General features: G+C 66.4%; 15 protein-coding genes and 1 pseudogene. 3 read left to right on the plus strand and 13 right to left on the minus strand.

The window, feature by feature from the left end; genetic code table 11:
- Window positions 1–265 precede the first annotated feature (265 nt).
- The 8 genes and pseudogenes from J2X01_RS18365 to J2X01_RS18400 all read right to left on the minus strand — a co-directional run bounded on the left by J2X01_RS18365 (window position 266) and on the right by J2X01_RS18400 (window position 9310).
- Window positions 266–1141 (minus strand): sugar phosphate isomerase/epimerase family protein, encoded by an 876-nt coding sequence (locus tag J2X01_RS18365; protein WP_310060784.1) that lies wholly within the window; start codon window positions 1139–1141, stop codon window positions 266–268.
- A 48-nt stretch (window positions 1142–1189) separates the two neighbouring features.
- The gene (locus tag J2X01_RS18370) at window positions 1190–2203 is read right to left on the minus strand and encodes a Gfo/Idh/MocA family protein (protein WP_310060788.1); all 1014 of its coding nucleotides are present in this window, start codon (window positions 2201–2203) and stop codon (window positions 1190–1192) included.
- Between the two features lie 16 nt (window positions 2204–2219).
- A pseudogene (locus J2X01_RS18375) lies at window positions 2220–3129 on the minus strand (sugar phosphate isomerase/epimerase family protein).
- 90 nt (window positions 3130–3219) lie between these two features.
- A complete protein-coding gene (locus J2X01_RS18380) occupies window positions 3220–4731 on the minus strand; it encodes a CoA-acylating methylmalonate-semialdehyde dehydrogenase (RefSeq protein WP_310060790.1) in 1512 nt (503 codons plus the stop codon).
- A 49-nt stretch (window positions 4732–4780) separates the two neighbouring features.
- Entirely contained in the window at window positions 4781–6709 is a 1929-nt protein-coding gene (iolD, locus tag J2X01_RS18385) for a 3D-(3,5/4)-trihydroxycyclohexane-1,2-dione acylhydrolase (decyclizing) (protein ID WP_310060793.1), read from the minus strand.
- A gap of 39 nt (window positions 6710–6748) precedes the next feature.
- Window positions 6749–7699 (minus strand): Cgl0159 family (beta/alpha)8-fold protein, encoded by a 951-nt coding sequence (locus J2X01_RS18390; protein ID WP_310060796.1) that lies wholly within the window; start codon window positions 7697–7699, stop codon window positions 6749–6751.
- Window positions 7696–8697: a 5-dehydro-2-deoxygluconokinase gene (gene iolC, locus J2X01_RS18395; RefSeq protein ID WP_310060799.1), complete on the minus strand. Its 1002-nt coding sequence runs from the start codon at window positions 8695–8697 to the stop codon at window positions 7696–7698. Before iolC ends, J2X01_RS18390 begins: the two co-directional genes overlap by 4 nt.
- A 208-nt stretch (window positions 8698–8905) precedes the next feature.
- Entirely contained in the window at window positions 8906–9310 is a 405-nt protein-coding gene (locus tag J2X01_RS18400) for a tautomerase family protein (protein ID WP_310060802.1), read from the minus strand.
- 181 nt (window positions 9311–9491) lie between these two features.
- Here J2X01_RS18400 and J2X01_RS18405 point away from each other — a divergent pair, with 181 nt between their 5' ends.
- The 3 genes from J2X01_RS18405 to J2X01_RS18415 are packed head-to-tail and all read left to right on the plus strand — an operon-like array spanning window position 9492 to window position 10845.
- Entirely contained in the window at window positions 9492–9854 is a 363-nt protein-coding gene (locus J2X01_RS18405) for an ArsR/SmtB family transcription factor (protein WP_310060805.1), read from the plus strand.
- Complete coding sequence (locus tag J2X01_RS18410) at window positions 9851–10363, plus strand: SRPBCC family protein (RefSeq protein ID WP_310060809.1); 513 nt, start codon at window positions 9851–9853, stop codon at window positions 10361–10363. Before J2X01_RS18405 ends, J2X01_RS18410 begins: the two co-directional genes overlap by 4 nt.
- Window positions 10360–10845 (plus strand): SRPBCC family protein, encoded by a 486-nt coding sequence (locus J2X01_RS18415; RefSeq protein WP_310060811.1) that lies wholly within the window; start codon window positions 10360–10362, stop codon window positions 10843–10845. The genes J2X01_RS18410 and J2X01_RS18415 overlap by 4 nt, the downstream gene beginning before the upstream one ends.
- Before the next feature lie 119 nt (window positions 10846–10964).
- Here J2X01_RS18415 and sucD read toward each other — a convergent pair whose 3' ends face one another.
- The 5 genes from sucD to pcrA form a co-directional block, all read right to left on the minus strand.
- The gene (gene sucD / locus J2X01_RS18420) at window positions 10965–11867 is read right to left on the minus strand and encodes a succinate--CoA ligase subunit alpha (RefSeq protein WP_224048674.1); all 903 of its coding nucleotides are present in this window, start codon (window positions 11865–11867) and stop codon (window positions 10965–10967) included.
- A gap of 12 nt (window positions 11868–11879) precedes the next feature.
- Window positions 11880–13049 carry an ADP-forming succinate--CoA ligase subunit beta gene (sucC, locus tag J2X01_RS18425; protein WP_310060815.1) on the minus strand — a complete coding sequence of 390 codons (1170 nt, stop codon included), beginning with the start codon at window positions 13047–13049 and terminating at the stop codon, window positions 11880–11882.
- Window positions 13050–13272: 223 nt separating this feature from the next.
- Complete coding sequence (locus J2X01_RS18430; protein WP_310060817.1) at window positions 13273–13503, minus strand: hypothetical protein; 231 nt, start codon at window positions 13501–13503, stop codon at window positions 13273–13275.
- 142 nt (window positions 13504–13645) lie between these two features.
- On the minus strand, window positions 13646–15001 hold the full coding sequence (locus J2X01_RS18435) for a glycosyltransferase (RefSeq protein WP_310060819.1): 1356 nt from the start codon (window positions 14999–15001) through the stop codon (window positions 13646–13648).
- Window positions 15002–15009: 8 nt separating this feature from the next.
- Window positions 15010–17526, minus strand: a complete 2517-nt coding sequence (gene pcrA / locus J2X01_RS18440) for a DNA helicase PcrA (protein ID WP_374724996.1) — start codon at window positions 17524–17526, stop codon at window positions 15010–15012.
- Window positions 17527–17570: the final 44 nt, after the last annotated feature.

Genomic DNA, 17570 nt, shown 5'->3' on the forward strand with positions numbered 1-17570 from the left:
TGAAAGAACCATAGAGACACGGCGTTGACAGGCGACCACGGCACCATTTTCAGCCCGGAACGGGCGTCCGACAAGGACATATTGGCTAGCGCCGTCGTCCGGGAGCCACGCCGCGTCCATGAGACAGGCCCGGTGGACCGGACACGCGCAAAAGCCCTGCCCCGCGTTGGAACGCGGGGCAGGGCTTGCGCCGGTGACAGGTGACCGGGTGCGGCTGCGGCTGCGGGTGCGGGTGCCTAACGCTGCCGGGCGGCCGCCGTCGACGTCATACACTCACCTTTTGGATCTGCTGCTTCATGGTCTCCAGCTGGTAGCGGGAGACCTCCGCGGCGTTGTCGTCCTCGGCGAAGACGCTGGAGACCATTACGGTGTCTTCCCGGTCGAGGAAGCCGATTTCCTTGAGACCGCCAAAGAACTCGTCCCAATTGACGTCGCCGTCGCCGATTTTCAGGTGCTGGTGCACCCTGACCGGGTTGCCGGGCGGGTTCGTGATGTAGCGCAGCCCGTGCGAGGCGTGGTGGTCCATGGTGTCTGCGACGTGGACCAGGCGGAGCTTGTCCCCCGCCGCGCGCATGATGTCCAGCGGCGCGTCCTTCATGTGGAAACTGTGCGAGGCCACATAGACCAGGCCCACGTTCCTGGAGTTCAGCCCGCGGATCACCCGGATCGCGGCCAGGCCCTCCTCGACGAAGTCGTCCGGGTGCGGGTCGATCAGCAGGTCGATGCCTTCCCGCTCGATGATCGGCAGCAGTTCCTCCATCGAGCGGTAGAACGCCCGCTCGGATTCCTCCGCCCTCTCCGGGCGTCCGCTGAATTCGGTGTTCATGGTGCTGACGCCGAGGTCCACGGCAATCTGGATGGCACGCTTCCAGTAGCGGACAGCTGCTTCGCGGGCGTCCTCGTCCGGACCGGACCAGCGCAGCACGGGCAGCACCGAGGCGATTTCGATCCCGGCGTCCTTGCAGGCCTTTGCCAGCTGTCCCACCAGCTCGTCGTCCGCCTTGGGGTGGTTGAAGAACGGGATGAAATCGGGATGCGGGGTCATCTGCATGTATTCGTAGCCGAGGTCGGCGACGACGCGCGGGAACTCCAGGAGTCCGTGGCTGTGGTGGAACGGTGTGGGGTCAAGGGCGATTTTCACGTTGAACACTCCATCGTGGATCTGGCGGCGGCACGGCCGGCCGGGTGGCTAGCGGTAAAGGGCGGGTTTGGCGTTCAGCTTGACGGCGACCTTCTCGCCGTTCTTTTGCGCCTCGACGCCGGCCTCGCAGCAGGCGGCGGTCGCGTACCCGTCCCAGGCCGTCGGCCCACCGATTTCCCCGCGCAGGGCGGCGTCCACCCAGGACTGGATTTCGACGTCGTAGGCGGCCCCGAAGCGCTCCTCGAAGCCCGGGGTGACGTTGCCGCCCCAGCGGCCGTTGCTGCGGGTGTACGGGCCCTTGTCCCCTCCGATGCTGACGATGCCGTCCTCGAAGGACGCCTGGGTGGCCACCTCGTAGCCGAACTTGGCGTTGACGTAGATCTCGACGTCGGCCAGGACACCGGATTCGGTCTCGATCAGCACGTGCTGCGGGTCGTGCTGGCCGGCCGGGGCGTTCCGGGTGGCCTTGCCCAGCCGGACCTGGACGGAGGTGATTTCCTCGCCGGTGAAGTAACGGATGGCGTCGAATTCGTGCACGACGGAGTCGTTGATCAGCATCTCGTTGGTGAAGCCGGCGGGGGTGGCGGGGTTGCGGTGCTGGTGGTGCAGCATCAGCAGTTCGCCGAGTTCGGCGCTCCGGATGATCTTGCCCAGGGCGGCGTATTCGGCGTCGAAGCGGCGCATGAAACCGACCTGGATGCGCTGGCGGCCCAGCTGTTCCTCGGCCCGGACGATCTTCCAGGCCGACGCGGCGTCCGGGGTGAGCGGCTTCTCGCAGAGGATCGGGATGTCCTTGGCGATCGCCTTGAGCAGGATGTCCTCGTGCAGGAAGCCCGGGGTGGCGATCAGCACGGCGTTGACGTCGCCGTTGTTCAGGGCCTCGTCGGCGTCGGCCAGGGCGACGGCGCCCGGAATCCCTTCGATGGCGGCCTGGGCGCGGGCCAGGTCGACGTCGACGACGGCGGCAACTTCCGCGCCGTGGATGCGGGTGTTGAGCCGCTGGATATGGTCTGCGCCCATACGGCCGGCGCCGATGACAGCTACGCGGAGGGTCTTTTTCATGGTGTGGTCCTCGGTTCTAGTTGACGGCGGTGCGGGAGCCGCAGGAGCAGGTAGTTCCGGGTGCGCTTGGCGATCGGCATCGGGACATCGAAGGCAACGGGGTACATGTCCTGTTCCACAATGCCAAAGATCGGCCGGTTCAGCGCCTCAACAGCTTCGATGACGGCGCGCAGGTCCGGCAGCCCGTTCGGCGGTTCGGTCATGACGCCGGCCAGGTTGGCGGCGGCCCAGGTCATGTTTTCCGCGTTGACCTTTTTCAGGATGTCCGGGTTGATCTGCTTGAGGTGCAGGTAGCCGATCCGGTCCGGGTAGTTCTTGATCAGCTCAAGGCTGGAGGCCCCGCAGTATTCGGCGTGGCCGGTGTCCAGGCAGAGGTTGAGGTACTTGGCGTCCGTGGCGGCGAGCAGGGTCTCGATGTCCTGCTGCGCGCCGACATGGGAGTCGGCGTGCGAGTGGAACTGCTGCTTGAGGCCGAAATCCTCCAGCAGGGTCTTGCCGAGGCGGTTGTGGCCGGTGAAAAGGTCGCTCCAGGCCTTCTCGGTGAGCTCACCACTCTCCACGGCCTCGCCAGTGACGTCGTCGCGCCACATCGCGGGGATGACCACAATGTGTTCGCCGCCCATCGCGGCGGTGAGTTCGGCGACCTTGCGGGCGGGTTCCCAGGCGCTTTCCCATTGGTCCAGTCCGCGGTGGAAGGCGGTGAAGACGGTCCCGGCCGAGATCTTCAGGTCGCGGGCCTTGAGCTCCTCGGCGAGCCGTGCCGGATCGGTGGGGAGGTAGCCGTAGGGGCCCAGTTCGATCCATTTGTAGCCGGATTCGGCGACTTCGTCGAGGAAGCGTTCCCAGGGGGTCTGCTTGGGGTCATCCGGAAACCAGACGCCCCAGGAGTCCGGCGCGGTGCCGATGATCAGCTTGTTCTCAGTCATTTCCATTCCTTCTCATCGATTGCTCCGCAGGTGCCCTTTTGGACGCTCAAAACGGCGGTTGTGGAGCAGTCGATTGGGGTTGGTGGGTCGTCAGTTGGACGGGAAGTTGTAGGAGGCGCCGGAGGCGTGGGTCGGCTCGGGCCAGCGTGAGGTGACCACCTTGCCACGGGTGTAGAAGGAGACACCTTCCGGGCCGTAGATGTGCTTGTCGCCGAAGAGCGAGGCCTTCCAGCCGCCGAAGGAGTGGTGCGCCACCGGAACTGGAAGCGGCACGTTGATGCCGATCATGCCCACGGTGACGGAGCGCTGGAACTTGCGGGCGTTGGCGCCGGAGGAGGTGAAGATGGCCGTGCCGTTGCCGTAAGGGTTGGAGTTGATCAGGGCGATGCCGGCGTCCAGGTCCTCGACCCGGACCACGACGAGGACGGGGCCGAAGATTTCCTCGCTGTAGGCGGTCATTTCGGTTTTGACGTGGTCGATCACGGTGGGGCCGACCCAGAAGCCGTCCTCGTGGCCGGGGACGACGAGGTCGCGGCCGTCCACCACCATCGCGGCACCTGCGGCCTCGGCCTCGGTGACAATCCGGACGATGCGCTCCTTCGAGGCCGGGGTGATGACCGGGCCCATTTCGGCGTCGGGCGCGGTGCCGTTGTTGACCTTGACGGCGAGGGCGCGTTCCTGGACCTTCTTGACCAGCAGGTCGGCGGCATCACCGACGGCGACGGCGACCGAGATGGCCATGCAGCGCTCACCGGCGGAGCCGAAGGCGGCTGCGGCTAGGTGGTCGGCTGCGTTGTCCAGGTCGGCGTCGGGCAGGATGATGGCGTGGTTCTTGGCGCCGCCGAGGGCCTGGACCCGCTTGCCATGGGCGGTAGCGGTCTCGTGGACGTACTTGGCGATCGGGGTGGAGCCGACGAAGGAGATCCCGTCCACGTCCGGGTGGGTCAGGAGGCCCTCGACGGTTTCCTTGTCGCCGTGCAGGACCTGGAAAACGCCGTCGGGCAGGCCCGCGTCCTTCCACAGCTTGGCCAGCAGCATCGAGGCGGAAGGGTCGCGCTCGGAGGGCTTGAGGATGAAGGCGTTGCCGGTGGCGATCGCCATCGGCGCCATCCACAGCGGGACCATGACCGGGAAGTTGAACGGGGTGATACCGGCGACGACGCCGAGCGGCTCGCGGAAGGAGAAGACGTCGATCCCGGTGGAGACCTGGTCCGAATAGTCGCCCTTGAGCAGGGTCGGGATGCCGCAGGCGTACTCGATGACCTCCAGGCCGCGGCCGATTTCGCCCTTGGCGTCGGAGAGGACCTTGCCATGTTCGGCGGTGATCAGTTCGGCGAGCTCGTCCACGTGGGCCGCGACGAGCTCACGGAACTTGAACAGCACGGCGGTGCGCTTGGCGAGGGAGAAGTCGCCCCAGGAATCGGCCGCGGCACGGGCGGCGGCGACGGTGGCGTCCAGGTCCGCCCGGTTGGCCAGCCGCAGCTCTGCGGTGACGGCGCCGGTGGCGGGGTTGTACACGGGCTGGGTGCGGTCCCCGTCGCCGGCGGTTTCGGCGCCGTTGATGAAGTGGTGGATGGTTTTGGTGGTGGTGAGGGTGGTCATCAGGAAGTCCTTGGGGGTTGGAGTCTGGGGGTGGCTTCGGGGGCCGGGCTCAGCCGAGCAGCTTGCGCTGGTGGCTCTTGTGGTCGGTGTAGGTCTGGAAGGCCTGTTTGGTGGAGTCGAGCTCGGAGACCTGGGAGACCGGGACGTCCCACCAGGACTCGGAGCTGGGGGCGTCCAGCAGCGGGTCGGATTCGACATGGATAACGATCGGGCCGCCGCGTTCGGGGGCCGCTTTGGCGTCCCGGACGGCCTGCTCGAGCTCAGCGATGGCCTTATCCCCCGGTTCGATCCGGATCACCTTCACGCCGAGGCTTTCGGCGTTCAGGGCCAGGTCCACGGGGAGCCGGTCGCCGTCGTCGAAGCTGTGGTGTTCCTCGTCCAAGGCGCGGTACTGAGTGCCGAAGCGCTGCGAGCCGAGCGATTCGGAGAGCGAGCCGATCGAGGCGTAGCCGTGGTTCTGGATCAGGACCACGATCAACTTGATGCTCTCGGCGACGGCGGTGACCAGCTCGGTGTGCATCATCAGGTAGGAACCGTCCCCCACCATGACGACGACGTCGCGCTGCGCCCCGCCTTTCGCGGCTTCGGCGAGGGCCGCGCGCTTGACGCCGAGGCCGCCCGGGATCTCATAGCCCATGCAGGAGTACGCGTATTCGACGTGGTAGCCGAATGGGTCCCGGACGCGCCACATCTTGTGCAGGTCACCGGGGAGCGAGCCGGCGGCGCAGATAACGACGTCCTGGGCGTCCATGGCGCGGTTCGTGGCGCCGATGATCTCGTTCTGCGCCGGCAGCGGTGTGAAGCGGGTGTCGAACGCCTCGTCCACCGTGGCGTCCCATCGCTTCTTCTCCGCCGCGATCTGCTGCTCGAGGTCCGCGCCGATGCGGTAGCCGCCGAGGGCCTGGTTCAGCTTCACCAGGGCCTTGCGGGCGTCGGCGACGATCGGCAGGGAGCTGCCGTGCTTGTAGGCGTCGATCGCGGCGACGTTGATGTTGATAAACGTCACATCCGGGTTCTGGAACGCGGTCCGGGACGCGGTGGTGAAGTCCTCATAGCGGGTGCCGATCCCGATGATCAGGTCCGCTTCGCCAGCGATGGCGTTGGCCGCCGTCGTGCCGGTGGAGCCGATCGCACCGAGCGAGAATTTGTGGTCCCAGGGCAGCACGCCGACGCCGGCCTGGGTGTTGCCAACCGGGATGCCGGTCAGCTCGACGAACGTTGCGAGTTCCTCGTTGGCGTAGGCGTACAGGACGCCGCCGCCGGCGATGATGAGCGGGCGCTTCGCGGCCCGGATGGCCGCGGCGGCCCGGCGGATGTCCTCGTCGTCTGCGTCCGGGCGGCGGATCCGCCATTCGCGTTCGGCGAGGAATTCCTCGGGCACGTCGAAGGCCTCGGCCTGGACGTCCTGGGGCAGCGAGATGGTGACGGCGCCGGTTTCGGCCGGGTCCGTCAGGACGCGCAGGCCGTGGTGGAAGGCGGAAAACAGCTGCTCGGGCCGCGTGACCCGGTCGAAGAACTTCGACAGCGGGCGGAACGCGTCGTTGACCGTGATGTCATAGCCGTGGGGCTGCTCGAGCTGCTGCAGCACGGGGTCTGCGGCGCGGGTGGCGAACGTGTCGCTCGGCAGCAGCAGCACCGGCAGCCGGTTGGTGGTGGCCAGCGCCGCGCCGGTGAGCAGGTTCGAGGAACCGGGCCCGATCGAGGTGCTGATCGCGAAGGTCTGGCGGCGCCGCGTGTGCCGGGCGTAGCCGACCGCCTGGTGCGCCTGCGCCTGTTCATTCCGGCCCTGGTAGTACGGCATGATCGTCGGATCGAGCTGCTGGTACTGCTTGAGGGCCTGGCCGACGCCGGCAACATTGCCGTGTCCGAAGATCCCGAAGGTGCCCGGGATCAGCCGCTCGCGGTAGTCCTCGCCGCCGATCGAATCAACGGTGTACTGCCTGGACAGGTATTCGACGACGGCCTGGGCGACCGTCATTCTGCGTGTTCCTCGTGCCGTGGTGATTCCCATGGGACGTTACTCCGATACTTCTGCGGTGCGGGTGGATACGGTGTGGTGGAGCAGCGACGCGGCGGTCGCCACTGCGCCGGCGACGTCGCCGTCGTACGGGTAGAGCAGGGTCCGGCCGACCGTGAGCCCCTGCACTCCGGGCAGCGCGAGGGCTGCCTCCCAGCTCGCAAAGACGTCGTCCTGGCTGCTGTCCGGGTCGCCGCCGAGGAGCACGGTGGGCATCGTCGTGGAGGCCATGACGCGTTCCATCTCGGCCACGACCGGCAGCTTCATCCAGGTGTAGGCGCTCGTGGAACCCAGGCCTTCGGCGATGGCGACCGACTTGATGACCGCGTTGGTCGACAGGTCGTTGCGGATCTTGCCGTTTTCCCGGACGGAGAGGAAGGGTTCCACCATGGCGATGAGCTTGCGCCCGGCGAGCGAATCGATCGCTTTGGCAGTGGCCTCCAGGGTGGCCACGGTGTCCGGATCGCCGAGGCAGATGCGCGTGAGCATCTTGCCGCCGTCGGCCCCCAGTGCCTCGAGGGCGGCAGCGGTGTGGCCCGTGAAGCGGTCGTCGAACTCGTTGACCAGGCCCGAGAGCCCGCCGCGGTTCATCGAACCGAACAGGAGCTTGCCGTCCAGCGCGCCGAGCAGCAGCAGATCGTCCATGATGTCCGGCGAGGCCAGGAGGCCGTCCACGTCAGGGTTGGCGAGCGCGATCCGAAGCCGGTCCAGGAGTTGGCGCCGGTCGGCCATGGCCACCGGGTCGTTGCCGACCGCGAGGGCGCCGCGGGCCGGATGGTCGGCGGCGACGATGAAGTTTTGTTTGCCCGATCTCGGGCCAGGATGGCGGCGGCGGGCCTTCGCTGCGCGGGCGATCGCGTCCGGGTCTTCGAGCCGGATGATGCTCAGGTGCTCGTAGCGGCGGGGATCATCGTCCACCGTGGCCGTGGCGGAGGAGGGATTCAGGCTCACAGGGTTGCTCCTTCGGTGGCGTAGGGCCCCGCGGCCAGCCGGCCGCGTTCGGCAAGCAGCGCGGTGACTTCCTCCGGCGTCGGCATGGCATCGGCGCAGGACAGCCGGGACGCGACGAGAGCGCCGGCCGCGTTGGCGAAATCGAGGACCTGGGCGAGCGGCCAGCCGGAGAGCAGCCCGTGGCAAAAGGCCCCGCCGAAGGAGTCTCCGGCGCCGAGGCCGTTGACGGTTTCCACCGGGACCGGAGCGGACACAACGCGTTCGGTGCGGGTCTTGGCCATCACGCCGTCCGGGCCGAGCTTCACGACGGCGATTTCGACGCCGGCTGCGAGCAGCCGGTCGGCCTGCTCGTCGGGTGTGCCTTCGCCGACGGCGACGGCGCATTCCTTGTCGTTGCCGATGGCCACGGTGACGTGCGGGAGGATCCTGGCGACCTGTTCCCTGGCGTCCGCTTCGGAGGCCCAGAACATCGGCCGGTAGTCGAGGTCCAAAACGGTGTACTGGCCCGGCGTCAGGCCGGTGCGGGGCCGGGCCTGGTGGGCGGCCAGGTGCGCGCTCCGGCTGGGTTCCTGGCAGAGGCCGGTCACGGTGGACCAGAAGATGCCGGCGTCGCGGATGGCGCCCAGGTCCAGCTCCGCTGCCTTGATCTGCAGGTCCGGGGCGGTGGGGAACCGTCCGTAGAAGTAGAGCGGGAAGTCATCCGGGGGCTTGATCGCGCAGAAGGTGACCGCGGTGGGCCATTCCTTGACGGGGGTGACGAAGGAATCGTCCACGTTGAACTTGCGCAGTTCGCGGTGCAAGTAGGTGCCGAAGGCGTCGTCGCCGGTGCGGGTGATGACGGCGGCTCGGCGGCCATGGCGGGCCGCGGCCACGGCGACGTTGGACGGGGAGCCGCCCAGGTATTTTCCGAAGGAGGTGACGTCCTCCAGATCCACCCCGATGTTGTTCGGGTAGATATCAACGCTGATGCGCCCGATCGTGAGCAGTTCGTGGGTCACGGTGATCGTGGACCTTTCTGGTGTGAACTTTGTACCTGTACACAGCCTGAGCTTCGTTGCCTGGCGGGCTGGCGTGAGCCGGGCCACATCCACTACTTTGCCCTAGAATCCATGTACTGTCAAAGGTTTGTACTGACATATTTACAACTTGACACGGAGGGCCGACCGGCCTCGGCGCTGCCGCTCCGCCGGCCGGCACAGCCCGCGGCTACCGGGCGGGGACATCCAGTTCGCCGGTAACGTACTGGGCCCGGCCAAAGCCGAAGGACCAGTCCCCCGCTGCGTTCTCGACGTAGCCGATAAACACGTCCTCGCCGGCAATCCCGGCAGCCGCCAGCTTGGCAGCGATCGCGGCAAACAAGGACTGCTTGGCACCCTGGCCTCGGCCGGCCTGGGTGAAGATCTGGATCATCACAACCTCCGGCGTGCGCTCAAACCCGAGCCCGGCATCCTGGGCGAAGATCTGGCCCCGTGGATGCTCGGTCAGCACATGGAAATAGTCCCGCTCCGGAATGCCATATTCGGCGAGAATGGCCTCGTGGATGCTCCGGCTGATCACCTGAAGCTGCTCGGGACTGCGGCCCTGATTGACGTCTATTCGCACGAGAGGCACTCGCTGCTCCTTCGATAGTTTGTCCTGACATACTAACAAAGAAATTTTGGACAGCACAAGGGTTCCCGCAGAAAAGGGATTGCGAATCCCCGCACTCCAGGCGTAGCCTTAAACAACCAAGAGATTGATCAACAAAGTGATTGATTAGCAATCGAGAACTGGGAAGGAGGCTCTCACCCGCATGGATTCCGGCGACGACGACCAACTCGACTCGGCCTTCCTGGCCCTCGCCGACCCCGTCCGTCGCCGCATCATTGCCCGGCTCAGCCGGGGTCCGGCCACCGTGAATGAACTGGCGGAGCCCTTCGCGATCACCAAGCAGGCGGTCTCGAAACACATCCAGGTCCTCGAGCAGGCGCAACTGGTCACGCGCACGCGTGACGCCCAGCGCCGGCCCGTCCACCTGAACCCCGCACGGCTGGAGGAGCTCACCGCATGGATCGACCAGTACCGGCTGGTCCGCGAGGGGCAGTTCCGCAGACTGGATGCCGTGCTCCAATCAAACGCCGCGGCACGCGGCACACAGGCAAAGGACTCATCATGACCAACGCCCTGACAGTAAATGTTCCGGAGGGATTGCCCTTCATCGAGTTCGAGCGGGAGTTCGATTTCCCCGTCGCCGATGTCTTCCGGGCCCACAAGGAACCCGAACTCGTCGCCCAGTGGCTCGGCCCGCGGGGGCTCCGGATGGAGATCGACCACTACGATTTCCGAACGGGCGGCAGCTACCGCTACACGCACATCGCACCTGACGGCACCGAGTACCGCTTCAGCGGGATCTTCCACACGGTCCGCGAGAACGACTTCGCCATCCAGACCTTCGAATTCGACGCCTACCCGGACGTGGTCAGCATCGAGTTCCTGACCTTCCAGGATCTGGGCGGCGGACGCACCCGGCTGACGGCCCACTCGGTCTATCCCAGCATGGAGGCCCGGGACGGAATGGCCCAGTCCGGCATGGAAAGCGGGCTGTCCGAAGGCTACGAGCGGCTCGAGGAACTCCTCGCCGGCGCCGGTACTCCCCAGGCGCAGTCAGGGAAGGTAACGGCATGAGCAACGCGCTGAAGCTCGTGGTCCCGGAGAACGTGCCGTTCGTGGACTCCGAACGCGAGTTTGACTTCCCGGCGGCAGCGGTTTTTAGGGCCCACTGCGATCCGGACGTTTTCCGGCAGTGGATCGGGCCGCGGGAACTGGCCACCAGCATTGACCAATTCGACTGCCGGCCGGGCGGAAGTTACCGCTTTGTGCAGCAGGGCAACGACGGGCGCCAGCACCCGTTCCGCGGGGTCTTCCACACGGTCCGCGAGAATGAGTTCGTGCTGCAGACCTTCGAGTACGAGGGATACCCGGATATCGTCACGCTGGAATCCGCAACGTTCGAGGATTTGCCGGGCGGGCGCTGCAGGCTCACCGGCAGATCCGTCTACCCCAGCGTGGAGGCCCGCGCGAGGTACCTCGCCGATGGCATGGAAGCCGGCATCGCCGCCGGCTACGAGCAGCTGGACGAGCTCCTCGGCGTTCAGGCCAGGCAGTAGACAACGGACGGTTAAGCAAAAAAGTACGACGGCGGCAGGCCACCTTCCCGGGGGATGGTGACCTGCCGCCGTCGTACTGGAGTGGTGCTGTGGTGCTGTGGTGCTGTGGTGCTTGGAGCCTAGAGTGCTGCGAAGACTTCGCGCAGGAGCTTGGCGGTCTCGGACGGCGTCTTGCCGACCTTGACGCCGGCTGCCTCGAGGGCTTCCTTCTTGGCCTGGGCGGTGCCTGCGGAACCCGAGACGATGGCGCCGGCGTGGCCCATGGTCTTGCCTTCCGGAGCGGTGAAGCCGGCCACGTAGCCAACAACCGGCTTCGTGACGTGTGCCTTGATGTAGTCGGCGGCACGCTCTTCGGCGTCGCCACCGATTTCGCCGATCATAACGATCGCCTTGGTCTCCGGGTCAGCTTCGAAGGCTTCGAGGGCATCGATGTGGGTGGTGCCGATGACCGGGTCGCCGCCGATGCCGATGGCGGTGGAGAAGCCCAGGTCGCGCAGTTCGTACATCATCTGGTAGGTCAGGGTGCCTGACTTGGAGACGAGGCCGATGGGGCCCTTGCCCGTGATGTTCGCCGGGGTGATGCCGACGAGGGCCTCACCCGGGGTGATGATGCCGGGGCAGTTCGGTCCGATGATGCGCGTGACCTGCTTGCCGTTGGCGTCGACCTTGGACTGGGCCAGTGCCCAGAACTCGGCGGAGTCCTGGACCGGCACGCCTTCGGTGATGACAACGACGAGGCCGATGCCGGCCTCGATGGCTTCGACGACGGCGTCCTTGGTGAATGCCGGCGGCACGAAGACGATGGAGACGTCAGCGCCGGTCTCGGCCATGGCTTCCTTGACGGTGCCAAAGACGGTGATCTCGGTGTCGCCGTGCAGGACGGTGGTGCCGGCCTTGCGGGCGTTGACGCCGCCAACCACGTTGGTGCCGGCCTTCAGCATCAGGGCGGTGTGCTTGGTGCCTTCGCCGCCGGTGATGCCCTGGACGATGACCTTGGAGTCTTTGTTCAGATAAATAGACATAGTCGGGTCCCTTTACTTCGCTGCGTTGGCGAGCTCGGCGGCCTTGTCGGCGCCCTCGTCCATGGTGGCGGCCAGGGTAACCAGCGGGTGGTTGGCCTCGGCCAGGATGCGGCGGCCTTCCTCAACGTTGTTGCCGTCGAGGCGGACCACCAGCGGCTTGTTGGCGGAGTGGCCCAGCTCGGCCAGTGCACCGACGATGCCCTTGGCGACGGCGTCACAGGCGGTGATGCCGCCGAAGACGTTGACGAAGACGGACTTGACCTGCGGGTCGCCCAGGATGACGTCGAGGCCTGCAGCCATGACCTCGGCGGAAGCTCCACCGCCGATGTCCAGGAAGTTGGCGGGCTTGACGTTGCCGTGGTTCTCGCCGGCGTAGGCAACGACGTCGAGGGTGGACATGACCAGGCCGGCACCGTTACCGATGATGCCCACGGAGCCGTCCAGCTTGACGTAGTTGAGGTCCTGCGCCTTGGCCTTGGCCTCGAGCGGGTCAGCAGCGTCCTTGTCTTCAAGGTGGGCGTGCTTCGGGTGGCGGAAGTCCGCGTTCTCGTCGAGGGAGACCTTGCCGTCGAGGGCAACGATGTCACCGGCGCCGGTCAGGACCAGCGGGTTGACCTCCACCAGGGTGGCGTCTTCCTTCTTGAAAACGTCCCACAGCTTCAGGATGACGGCGGCGACCTTGCCGCGCAATTCCTCGGCGAAGCCTGCAGCGGCGACGATTTCGTCGGCCTTGGCCTGGTCGATGCCGACGGCCGGGTCGATCGCGATCTTGGCGAGGGCTTCGGGGCGCTCAACGGCGAGCTGCTCGATTTCCATGCCGCCTTCAACCGAGCACATGGCCAGGTAGTTGCGGTTGGCCCGGTCCAGAAGGACGGAGAAGTAGTATTCCTCGGCGATGTCCGCACCCTGGGCAATCATCACGCGGTGGACGGTGTGGCCCTTGATGTCCATGCCGAGAATGTTGGTGGAGTGTTCAAACGCCTCGTCAGCGGTCTTTGCGACCTTGACGCCGCCGGCCTTGCCGCGGCCTCCGGCCTTGACCTGCGCCTTAACGACGGTTACGCCGCCGATTTTCTCGGCAGCTGCCTTTGCTTCTTCAGGGGTGTGCGCCACGATGCCAGCAAGCACGGGTACACCGTGCGCCTCGAACATATCGCGCGCCTGGTATTCAAACAGGTCCACGGTTTAGTGTCCTTCTACGTCGAAGTAGTTTCTGTACAGCCGGACCCCACGTTATCGCGGTTACCGGGCTGCGGAATAAACGCGCCTGCGACTAGCTTGGAAACGAGCCACACGGCGCAATGCTCCTTTCGGAACTCTAGCCCTTTCTTGCGACGGGCCCGTTCCAGACTACCCGTTATGTGAGTAAGGACACTATTCTATGGAGCGTAGAAAAACCGCTAGATTACGGGGTTTTTGGGACTGCTGACGGCGGCCGGGAGGCCTGTTTCCCGGCGTCGGAGCTCAGCTCGTAATGGTCCCGGGAGACAAAGGAGGCGACTCCCGCGGAGACGTTTCCGCAGGCGGCCCCGCAGTTGTACGCGGCACAGCGCAGACGGTTGCGCTCCACGTTCTGGCCCTCGCCGAGGACGGGCTGCTGCGAAATCGGGCCCTGTGCGGGTTCCGCAGGCGCCAAATTCAGCCTCCTGCTGTGTGACGCCGGAGCGGCACCCGCCTTACTGTGCGGTCGCCGTTGTGAGCAGCGCGGCTCCGCCAAGGTCGCCGGGCATGGGCTCCGTTATGCCCGCCGGGATGCTTGGCGCGTCGGACCGCCGTCGTCAGCGACCGGCGTCGGGTGTCCCGGTGCCGCGCGTCCCGGCGGTGGCGACGACGGCTTTGATGACCTCGACGGCGGCCCCGGCGCTGTCTTCCACTTCAAACTGTCCGCGCATCGCCTGCGCCCGCGCACGCCAGGACGGATCTCCCAGCACGGTGTCGACAGCGGAGCGGAGCGCTGCGCTGCTGGGCGTCTCGGTCTTCAGATTCACCCCGACGCCGGCGTATTCCACCCGGGCATTGACGTCGCTCTTTCCCTCGTTGAGGCCCGCCGTCACGAGCGGGACCCCGTGGGACAGGCTCAGCAGCACCCCGCCGAATCCGCCGTTGGTGACGAAAACGTCAGTGGACGGGAACACCCGGGCAAAGTCGACGTAGTCCTCGACGACGACGTTGCGCAGCGGATACCGCCGTCGCAGTTCGTCCGTGCCCCTGCCGCCAGTCGCCACGATGATGCGGGTGTCCGTATCCTTTAGAGCCTCGATGGTGGGGATCATCAGCTTTGCCGGGTCCCTGTTGTCCACCGTTCCCTGCGTCACGACAACGGTCCGGGCGTAGCTCCTGTCCGACGCTGTTGCCTGCCGGGCGTCCGCGGCGGGAGCGGTGGCGGTATCCGGACCGAGGTCGGATTCCGCGCGGTGCGGCAGCAAGGCGCCGACGTAGTGGACTTTCGGGTTCACGTTGCGGCGCGGAAAGTCCAGCGACGCGGTGCCCGTCTGGATGACTGCATGGGACCACCGGTAGGTCTCGTCGGTGATGGGGGTCCCCCGGCGGGTGGACAGCCCGTAGCCCTGCAGTTGCCGGACGTAGCTGGTCCGCGCCGGTTTGGTGACGAACTGGTCCGACACCAGCCGCGCACCGGCATGGAGGATCTTGTGGGCGGGCGTCCGCGCCGGCGTGAAGCCGAAGAACATCGGGGGCACCAGCGGATCGCTTTCCATATTGGCGATGGCAACGACACTGACCACTGGCTTGCCCAGCACAACGGCGACGAGCCGCTGGATGAACATGCTGTTGTCCATGACGACGGCGTCGAACGGAAAGCACTGGTGTACGTCCCTGATGTCTTCGAAGAAACTCGTGACGTTGCTGGCGAAAATGCGTTCGCCGTCGAACCGGATGGCCATTGGTCCCTTGAGCCTGGCGCGCTGCGGGTAGAGCTCGTTGAGATTGTCCCCGGTGTGCTCAATCGCTCGGTCGAAGGGGTAGTGCCGGATGCCCAGCGCGCCGAGTTTGCCGGCGAGGGTGCGGCCCGTGTACCAGCCGACTTCGTGGCCTTCGTCCCGGAGCCGGACGGCGATGCCCGTCATGGGGTTGAAGTGTCCGGCGATGGCCTGGCTGGCCAGCAGAATTTTCATGCCTGAGTCTAGGCGTCGAGCTTGGTCAGCGGGGCGTAGCGGAGCAGGAGCCGTTTCTCGCCGACGCTGAACTTCACCTTCGCCACGGTCTTGTCCCCTGCACCTTCGACGGCCAGCACGGTGCCGTTGCCGAAGCTCGTGTGGTTGACCTTGTCGCCCACGCTGACGGCGACAACCTCCTTCTGCGGCTGCACCCGGTTCTTGGCGATGGCCGCCGGAACATCGGCGTTGAAGCCGGCGGTCGGGCTGGCTGCGGCGCCTCGTGCGGTGCCGGCTCCCCAGAAGGATCCGCCGTACCGGCTGGAGCCGATGGACTCGCCACTCCCCCAGCCGCCGGACTGGCGCGTGGAGCCTTCGCGCTTCCACTCCACCAGTTCCTCCGGGATTTCCTCGATGAACTGGCTGGCCGGGTTGTACTGGCTCTGTCCCCACATGCTGCGGACCTCGGAGCGGGTCAGATACAGGCGCTTCCGGGCGCGGGTCAGTCCGACGTAGGCAAGCCGGCGCTCCTCGGCCAGTTCCTTCGGGTCCGTCGCGGAGCGCTGGTGCGGGAACAGCCCGTGTTCCATGCCGGTCAGGAATACCACCGGAAATTCCAGTCCCTTGGCAGTGTGCAGGGTCATCAGGGTGACGACGCCGAGGCGTTTGGCTTCGGCGACGGCGGCGGCCAGTTGGTCGGCGGACCCTGCCGGGGCATCCGGAATCTGGTCGGCGTCGGCCACGAGGGAGACGCCTTCCAGGAAGGCGCCGAGGGAACCCTCGGGGTTGTCGCGCTCGTATTCACGCACGACGGCGACGAGTTCCGCGAGGTTCTCCACCCGGGACTCGTCCTGCGGGTCGGTGCTGGAGCGGAGGGTCGCGAGGTAGCCGGTCTGTTCCAGCACCGCTTCCAGGGCGGCGGCAGCGCCCGAGCCGGAGGCGACTTCGGCGAGGTCGTCGAGCAACTTCACGAAGCCCTGGACCGCGTTGACGGACCGCGTGGCCATGCCCGGGGCCTCATCGGTGCGGCGGGCCGCTGCCATAAACGAGATCCGGTCGCGCTGCGCGAGGGAGGCGACAGCGCCCTCGGCCCGGTCGCCGATGCCGCGTTTGGGTTCGTTCAGGATGCGGCGCAGGTTGACGTCGTCGTCCGGGTTGACCAAAACCCGCAGGTAGGCGAGCGCGTCCTTGATCTCCTTGCGCTCGTAGAAGCGGGTCCCGCCGACCACCTTGTACGGCAGTCCGACGCGGACCAGGACATCCTCGATCGAGCGGGACTGCGCGTTGGTGCGGTAGAAGATGGCGACGTCGCCCGGGCGGAGGTCACCCTCGTCCTGCAGCCGGTCGATTTCCTTGGCGATGAACTGGGCTTCGTCGTGTTCGTTCTCGCCGACATAGCCGATGATCTTTTCGCCGTCGCCTTCCGCCGTCCACAACCGCTTCTCCGGCCGGTTGGGGTTGCGGGCGATGACCGAATTGGCGGCGCTGAGGATTGTCTGGGTGGAGCGGTAGTTCTGCTCGAGCTTGATGGTGCGTGCGTCCGGGTAGTCCTTCTCGAACTCGACGATGTTCCGGATGTCGGCGCCACGGAAGGCATAGATGGACTGGTCCGAGTCACCGACGACGGTGAGCTCGGCGGCGCCGGGGCCTTCGCCGACGATCTCCCGCACCAGGGCGTACTGGGCGTGGTTGGTGTCCTGGTACTCGTCGACGAGGACGTGCCGGAAGCGGCGCCGGTAGGACTCGGCGAGCGCCGGGAACGCCCGGAACATGTAGACCGTCTCGGCGATCAGGTCATCGAAGTCCATGGCGTTGGCCTGGCGCAGCCGCTGCGTGTAGCCCTTGAACACCTCGGCGACAGCCTGTTCGAAGGGGTCGTTGTGGTTGGCGCTGGCGGAATAGCTGTCAGCGTCGATCAGTTCGTTCTTGAGCGCCGAAATCTTGTGCTGGATTGCCTTGGGGGCGAACCGCTTCGGATCCAGGTCCAGGTTCTTGGCCACCAGATTGATCAGGCGCAGCGAGTCGGCTGAATCGTAGATGGAGAAGTTGGAGTTCAGTCCGACGTTCTTGGCTTCGCGGCGCAGGATCCGGACGCAGGAGGAGTGGAACGTGGAGACCCACATGGTCTTGGCCCGGCCGCCAACCAGGGCTTCGACCCGCTCCCGCATTTCGGCGGCAGCCTTGTTGGTGAAGGTGATGGCCAGGATCTCGCCGTGGTGCGCGCGCCGGGTGGCGATCAGGTAGGCGATCCGGTTGCTGAGCACGCGGGTCTTGCCCGAGCCCGCGCCCGCGACAATCAGCAGGGCGCTGCCGGCGTGCTTGACGGCTTCTTCCTGCTGCGGGTTCAGTCCCTCAAGGAGTTCGGCCGCGCCAGGGAGCTTCGGGTGGTCCCAGTCCCCGGCGGGGTTGTGACCCGGGACGCCATACGGACCGAGACCTCCGGCGGAGTCCACAGCCGCCGTGCCCGTTCCGGCGGGCGCTTTGGTGCGCACCGCCGTCTTCGAGGCAGCTTGAAAGGGTCCGTCGGCATAAGGGTCAAACAACATATCCATGGTGTTAACAAGTCTAGGCGGTGCCACTGACACCGGCG

It is taken from the genome of Arthrobacter ginsengisoli, assembly GCF_031456935.1.
Taxonomy (GTDB): Bacteria; Actinomycetota; Actinomycetes; order Actinomycetales; family Micrococcaceae; genus Arthrobacter; species Arthrobacter ginsengisoli.

Excerpts from the sequence above, each read along its gene's own strand:
- J2X01_RS18370 (WP_310060788.1), bottom strand. The coding sequence starts at position 2,203 with ATGAAAAAGACCCTCCGCGTAGCTGTCATCGGCGCCGGCCGTATGGGC.
- J2X01_RS18380 (WP_310060790.1), bottom strand. The coding sequence starts at position 4,731 with ATGACCACCCTCACCACCACCAAAACCATCCACCACTTCATCAACGGC.
- iolD (WP_310060793.1), bottom strand. The coding sequence starts at position 6,709 with ATGACGGTCGCCCAGGCCGTCGTCGAATACCTGTCCAGGCAGTACACC.
- J2X01_RS18405 (WP_310060805.1), top strand. The coding sequence starts at position 9,492 with ATGGATTCCGGCGACGACGACCAACTCGACTCGGCCTTCCTGGCCCTC.
- J2X01_RS18410 (WP_310060809.1), top strand. The coding sequence starts at position 9,851 with ATGACCAACGCCCTGACAGTAAATGTTCCGGAGGGATTGCCCTTCATC.
- J2X01_RS18415 (WP_310060811.1), top strand. The coding sequence starts at position 10,360 with ATGAGCAACGCGCTGAAGCTCGTGGTCCCGGAGAACGTGCCGTTCGTG.
- sucD (WP_224048674.1), bottom strand. The coding sequence starts at position 11,867 with ATGTCTATTTATCTGAACAAAGACTCCAAGGTCATCGTCCAGGGCATC.
- J2X01_RS18435 (WP_310060819.1), bottom strand. The coding sequence starts at position 15,001 with ATGAAAATTCTGCTGGCCAGCCAGGCCATCGCCGGACACTTCAACCCC.
- pcrA (WP_374724996.1), bottom strand. The coding sequence starts at position 17,526 with ATGTTGTTTGACCCTTATGCCGACGGACCCTTTCAAGCTGCCTCGAAG.